This is a genomic window from uncultured Amnibacterium sp. (genome assembly GCF_964245895.1).
Taxonomy (GTDB): domain Bacteria; phylum Actinomycetota; class Actinomycetes; order Actinomycetales; family Microbacteriaceae; genus Amnibacterium.
In genome coordinates this window covers 1-5,895 of sequence record NZ_CAXTOQ010000186.1, presented here as the reverse complement: position 1 = coordinate 5,895, position 5,895 = coordinate 1, and the positions used below count along the sequence as shown (strand labels likewise).

Annotated in this window: 7 protein-coding genes; 4 read left to right on the top strand and 3 right to left on the bottom strand. The window is 76.4% G+C overall.

Annotated features, from left to right (window positions below; translation table 11 throughout):
- Window positions 1–875, top strand: an 875-nt coding sequence (locus ACFE60_RS17045) for an LLM class flavin-dependent oxidoreductase (RefSeq protein WP_375390052.1), incomplete at its 5' end; no start/stop codon positions are given.
- Window positions 872–2,344, top strand: coding sequence for an aromatic amino acid lyase (locus tag ACFE60_RS17040; protein ID WP_375390051.1), 1,473 nt, complete (start codon window positions 872–874; stop codon window positions 2,342–2,344). The genes ACFE60_RS17045 and ACFE60_RS17040, both read left to right, overlap by 4 nt.
- Here ACFE60_RS17040 and ACFE60_RS17035 read toward each other — a convergent pair whose 3' ends face one another.
- Complete coding sequence (locus ACFE60_RS17035; RefSeq protein ID WP_375390050.1) at window positions 2,345–2,767, bottom strand: rhodanese-like domain-containing protein; 423 nt, start codon at window positions 2,765–2,767, stop codon at window positions 2,345–2,347.
- 94 nt (window positions 2,768–2,861) lie between these two features.
- Between ACFE60_RS17035 and ACFE60_RS17030 the strand changes: the two genes are divergently transcribed.
- Window positions 2,862–3,338 (top strand): Lrp/AsnC family transcriptional regulator, encoded by a 477-nt coding sequence (locus ACFE60_RS17030; RefSeq protein ID WP_375390049.1) that lies wholly within the window; start codon window positions 2,862–2,864, stop codon window positions 3,336–3,338.
- Here ACFE60_RS17030 and ACFE60_RS17025 read toward each other — a convergent pair.
- Together ACFE60_RS17025 and ACFE60_RS17020 are read right to left on the bottom strand one after the other, a co-directional pair.
- Window positions 3,307–3,810: a GNAT family N-acetyltransferase gene (locus ACFE60_RS17025; RefSeq protein ID WP_375390048.1), complete on the bottom strand. Its 504-nt coding sequence runs from the start codon at window positions 3,808–3,810 to the stop codon at window positions 3,307–3,309. The genes ACFE60_RS17030 and ACFE60_RS17025 overlap by 32 nt on opposite strands.
- A gap of 14 nt (window positions 3,811–3,824) precedes the next feature.
- A complete protein-coding gene (locus ACFE60_RS17020) occupies window positions 3,825–4,733 on the bottom strand; it encodes a diacylglycerol/lipid kinase family protein (protein ID WP_375390047.1) in 909 nt (302 codons plus the stop codon).
- A gap of 128 nt (window positions 4,734–4,861) precedes the next feature.
- Between ACFE60_RS17020 and ACFE60_RS17015 the strand changes: the two genes are divergently transcribed.
- Entirely contained in the window at window positions 4,862–5,863 is a 1,002-nt protein-coding gene (locus tag ACFE60_RS17015) for an NADPH:quinone reductase (protein ID WP_375390046.1), read from the top strand.
- Window positions 5,864–5,895 lie beyond the last annotated feature (32 nt).

Sequence of the window (5,895 nt, the reverse complement as noted above, 5' to 3'; positions counted from 1 at the left end):
GCCTCGACAAGCAGACCGAGCACGACGTCCGCTACGACCGCGCGGACGAGTGGGTCGACGTGGTCCGCGCGCTCTGGCGCAGCTGGGAGCCGGGCGCGGTGCTCGAGGACGCCGCGAACGGCGTGTACGCCGACTTCAGCAAGGTGCGCACGATCGACCACGAGGGCCGGTTCTTCCGCGTCCGCGGCCCCCTGAACGCGGTGCCGCCTGAGGAGGAGCCCGTGATGGTGCAGGCCGGGGCCTCCGGGCGCGGCCAGGCGTTCGCCGGCCAGCACGCCGACGTCGTGCTCGCGCTCGCCTCCACGCCCGAGCGGATGCGCACGCAGCGCGACTCGGTGCGGCAGGCCGCCGCGGACGCCGGCCGCGACCCCGACGCGATCACGGTGCTGTTCGTGGTGAACCCGATCCCGACCGCGAACGCGGCGGAGACCGCCTCCGTCCGCGCCGGCCGGGCCGAGCTGACGCAGGCCGCGATCGACGAGCAGCTGCAGTCGATCTCCTACCTGACGAACGTCGACTTCGCCCGGTTCGACCTCGACGAGCCGCTGCCGCCGTTCGAGACGAACAGCAACCGCGGCACCCTCGACAACTTCGTGAAGAGCTCGCCCGCCGGCGCGACGCTGCGCGAGATCCTCGCCACGCGGGCGAAGGCCGACGGCCTCGCGGTCGTCGGCACGCCGACCGAGATCGCCGACCGGCTCGGCGAGCTCGCCGACGGCAGCGGGGCCGACGGCTTCCTGTTCACCGGGCAGGTGCACCCCGCCCACGTGCACCGGACGCTCGACCCGCTGGTCCCCGCCCTGCGCGACGCGGGGCTGCTGCAGCGCGAGCTGCCCGCCACGACCCTCCGCGGCAACCTGGCGTCGCACCGATGAGCGCGCCGGCTGCCCCCGCGCCGGTCGTCGTCGGCACCGACCCGGTCTCCGCGCAGGAGGTGCTCGCCGTCGCCGTGGGCGCCCCGATCCGCATCGGTGCAGCGGCGCGCGCCCGGATGGCGGTCTCGAGGGCCGTGCTGCTGGAGGCGGTGGGGCGCGGCGACGCCGTCTACGGGTCGACGAGGCGCCTGGGCGCCGGGGCCGACGACGCGGTCGACGACCAGGCCGCGTTCCAGGTGCAGGTGATCCGCAACCACGCCGGCGCGATCGGCGACCCGCTCGACCCGCTCGTCGTCCGCGCCGCGATCGCGACGCGGGTGGCGCAGCTCGCGCTCGGCGGCGCGGGCGCGCGCCCCGCGGTCGCGGACGCGCTGGTCGCGCTGCTCGCGACCGACGTGACGCCCCTGGTGCGGGACCGCGGCTCCGTCGGCATGGCCGACCTGGCGCTGGGCGCCGCCGTCGCCCAGGTCGTGATCGGCGAGGGCGCCGTCCTGACCGGCGACGGCGCCGTCGTCGCCGGGGCGGATGCGCTCGAGGCGGCCGGGCTCGAGCCGCTCGAGCTCGAGACGCACGAGGCGCTCTCGCTGCTGAACACGAACGCCTTCACCATCGGCTCCGCGGTGCTGCTCGACCCGCGGCTCGAGCTGCTCGGCGCCGCGGCCGACGCGGCGGTCGCCCTGTCGCTCGAGGCGGCCGCGGCGCACCGCCCCTCCGGCGACCTGGGACCGTTCTCCGCCGAGGTCCACGCGGACGCCGACGGCAGCGGCACGGCCCGCTCGGCCGAGGCGGTCCGCGAGGCGCTGGCGGGCTCGTTCCTGCGGGAGCCGCGCGAGACGCGCACGCAGGACGAGCTGTCGTTCCGCTGCGTGCCGCAGGTGCACGGCGCGCTCGCCGAGCGGGCCGACGACCTGCTCACCACGGTCGAGGACGCCCTGGTGATCCGCGCCGAGAACCCGCTCGTCGACGTCGGGAGCCGCTCGGTGATCCCGAACGGCAACTTCGCCGCGCCGGACCTGACGCTCGCGCTGGAGGGGCTGCGACTGGCGCTCGCGCACGTCGGCCGGATCTCGGTGCGCCGCACCGGGGTGCTGTCCGCGCTCGCCCGGCCGCTGCGGGCCGAGGGGACGGCGGGCATCCCCGGCCTGCTCGCGTACGCGGGCGCCGAGCGATACGTCGACCTGCAGGCGCTCGCCGCCCCGGTCAGCCTCGCCGACGTCGTCCTGTCCGAGGTCGAGGACTACGCGACGTGGGGCTGGACGGCGGCCAGGGCGACGCACGACGCGGTCGACGCGGTGCTCGATCTGCTCGCGATCGAGGCGCTGCACGCCGCCTCCCTGCTGCGGCACGCGGCGGTGCGGAGCGGTCGCGGCACCGCCCCCATCCGGGCCGCGCTCGTCGCGCTGCTCGACCGGGGCGGCTCGGCGGAGGAGCTGCTGGCCGGCGCGCAGGACGCGCTGCTCGACCCCTGATCAGCAGTCGCAGACCGGCTCCCGCACCGGCGCGGTGAGCGGGTCGGCCGCCCGCACGACGGGTCCGTCGTCGGTCTCGACCGGGAGGCCCTCCCGGGCCCAGTACTCGAACCCGCCGAGCAGCTCGCGGACCGGGTAGCCCGCCTCCGCGAACGCGAGCCCCGCCTTCGTCGCGCCGTTGCACCCGGGTCCCCAGCAGTACACGACGACCGGCGTGCCGGCGGGGATCCGGTCGCCGGCCTCCGACGGGATGCGCGCGGTCGGCAGGTGGATCGCGCCGACCGCCCGCCCCTGCGCCCAGGCCGCGTCGCCGCGGGAGTCGACGAGCACGAACCGGTCTCCCGCCAGCTGCGCGGCGCGCACGTCGGAGGCGTCGGTCTCGAAGCGGAGGCGGGCGGCGAAGTGCGCTGCGGCGTCGTTCATGGCACCGGACGCTACGCGGGTGGATCAGCCTGAAGAAGAGCGCTCCCCCGGCCTTCCGTGGCGCAGGCCGCGGTTCCGACGGCAGACTAGCCGGATGGCCGCAGGAACCCCGTTCGTCGCCGACCGCACCGATCGGGCGATCCTCGCCGCGCTGCAGGCCGACGGCCGCCGCAGCATGGCGGAGCTCGCGCGCGACGTGCGGATGTCCGCCAGCGCGGTCGCCGAGCGGGTCCGCCGGCTCGAGGACGCGGGCGTCATCCGCGGCTACCGCGCGGACGTCGACCCGGAGGCGCTGGGCTACGCGATCCTCGCCCACCTGCGCCTGCGCTACCCGAGCAGCGCGTACGGGCCGCTGCACGCGCTGCTCGACGGCATCCCGGAGGTGCTCGAGGCGCACCACGTCACCGGCGACGACTGCTTCGTCATCAAGGTCGTGGCCACCTCGATGCGGCACCTGGAGCAGGTGTCCGGGCGGATCGGCGCGATGGGCTCGGTGACCACGAGCGTCGCCTACTCGAGCCCGGTCGTCTCGCGCCCGGTCACCCCGCCGGAGCCTGGGCCGGCTTCGTGAAGCGGAGGTAGGCGGCGGCGTCCCGCGGGACGTCCGGATCGAAGTCGGGGACCCAGCCGTGCCGCAGGTACAGCGCGACCGCCTCCGGCTGCCGGGCGCCGGTGGTCAGCTCGAGCCCGGTGTAGCCGAGGTCCGCCGCCCGCTGCTCGAGCAGCCGCAGGACGCGGCCGGCGAGGCCCTGGCGCCTCCGCCCGGGATCGGTCCACATCCGCTTCAGCTCGGCGAGCGGGCGGCCGTCCGCGCCGCGGCTCCCCCGCTTCAGCGCGCCGCCCGCCACGAGCACGCCGCCGTCGACCACCGCGACGAACGCGCCGCCCTGCTCCGCCGCGAACACCGCGGGCGGGTAGCGGGTCAGCTCCGCGGACGACGGGACGCCGTCCGTCGGCGCGTACCGGGCGTCGTAGTCGCGCGCGAGGTCCTCGATCAGCGGCAGCAGCACCGGGTCGTCCGCGGCGACCCAGCGCTCCTCCACACCGGCAACGCTAGTCAGACGAGCACCTGCAGCGCGCCGGAGACGACCTCGAGCGTCACGGGCAGCGGCCCGAACCGCTCCCCGTCGGCGTAGGTGACGGGGATCGGTCCGTGGTCGTCCACGTCGATCGTGATCACCCTGCCGCGCTCGATCGAGACGTGGTCGTCGTTCACGTGCGCGCCCCTGAACACCTTCGGCAGCAGCCGCAGCAGCTCCCCGCGCGACAGCGGCGTCGCGACCAGCACGTCCAGCAGGCCGTCGTCCACCTTCGCGTCGGGGGCGAGCCGCATGCCGCCGCCGATGCTCGCGGTGTTGCCGACCGTGACCAGCACCGCGTCGAGGCGGCGGGTGTCCCGGTCGATCGTGATGCGGAACCGCCTGGCGTGCAGGTGCACCACCTCCAGCAGCACCGCGACCACGTACCGCGGCGTGCCCGACAGCCGCGTCATCCGGTTCGCCCGCTCGTTGACGGCGGCGTCGAAGCCCGCGGACAGCATGCCGACGAACCAGCGGCCCGTGCTGACCCGCACGGCGTCGATGGAGCGGGTGCGCGGCTCGTCCCCGGCGAGCGCGGCGACCAGCACCGCGACGGCGGCGTCCGGGTCGGCGTGCGGCAGCCCGAGGCACCGGGCGACGTCGTTGCCCGTACCCGCGGCGACGATGCCGAGCGGGGTGGAGGAGCGGGCGAGCGCGTTGACCGCGATGTGGATCGAGCCGTCGCCGCCGACCACGATCACGGCGTCCGTCTCGTCGCGCGCGGCGATCGCCCGCAGCGCCCCCTCCATCGCCCCGCTCGTCTCGGCGGCGAGCCGCTCGACCTGGTGCCCGGCCGCCTCGAGCGCGGCGACCGCGCGGTCGCCGGCGGCCCGCGCCCGGCCGCCTCCCGCAGCGGCGTTCACCGCCACCACCAGCCGCGCCGCCATGCGGGAAGCATGACATCTCGGAGAGCGAGCGATGCACGGGCTTGCGGTTGCCGCTGCGGCAGTCCCTACCGTCGACCTCGCCGGATCTCCCCGCGTCCGCCCACCCCGATATCGGGAGACTGGACGCCATGCGTGCGATCGTCTGCGACCGGGCGGGCGGCCCGGAGGTGCTCCGGCTGGTCGAGACCGATCCGCGCGAGCCCGGCCCCGGGGAGGTCCGGGTGCGCGTCCACGTGTCCGGGGTCAACCCGACCGACTGGAAGTCCCGCAGCGGGACCGATCCCGGCTGGCAGCAGGTGCCGGACCAGGACGGCGCCGGCGTGGTGGACGCGGTCGGCGAGGGCTCCGGCTTCGCGCCGGGCGAGCGCGTGTGGGTCTGGGAGGCGGCCTACCGCCGCCCGGACGGCACCGCGCAGGAGCTCGCGGTCGTCCCTGCGGACCGGGTCGTGCCGCTGCCCCACGCGGCGTCGTTCGACCTCGGTGCCGCGCTCGGGGTTCCGGCGCTCACCGCGCACCTCGCGCTCCGGTCCGCCGATCCCGCGCCGCTGCCCCTCGCGCCCGGGGCGTTGACCGGCCGCACGGTGCTGGTCGCGGGCGGCGCCGGCGCCGTCGGGCACGCGACGATCGAGCTCGCGGCCTGGGCGGGCGCCCGCGTGATCTCGACCGTGTCCTCCGCCGCGAAGGCCGCGCTGGCCCGGGCGGCCGGCGCGCACGAGGTCGTCGACTACCGGGCCGAGGACGCGACCGCGCGGATCAGCGACCTGGCGCCCGACGGGGTCGACCTCGTGGTGGAGGTGAACCCCGTGGCGAACGCGGGCCTCGACGCCGAGGTGCTCGCGCCGCACGGCTCGATCGCCGTCTACGCGACGGACACCCCGGATCCCCTGTCGTTCCCCGTGCGGCCCTTCATGACGAAGAACCTGCGGTGGCGGTTCCTGCTGCTCTACACCGCGTCGACGGCCGAGAAGGACGCCGCGGTCGCCGGGGTCCGCGCGGCGGTCGCCGCCGGCGCCCTGCGAGTCGGCGAGGAGGCGGGCCTGCCGCTCACGCGCTTCCCGCTCGAGCGCACCGCCGACGCGCACGCCGCCGTCGAGGGCGGCACGGTCGGCAAGGTCCTCGTCGACGTCTGACGGTCCGTTTTGAAGGAACTTCGCGTCCTCCG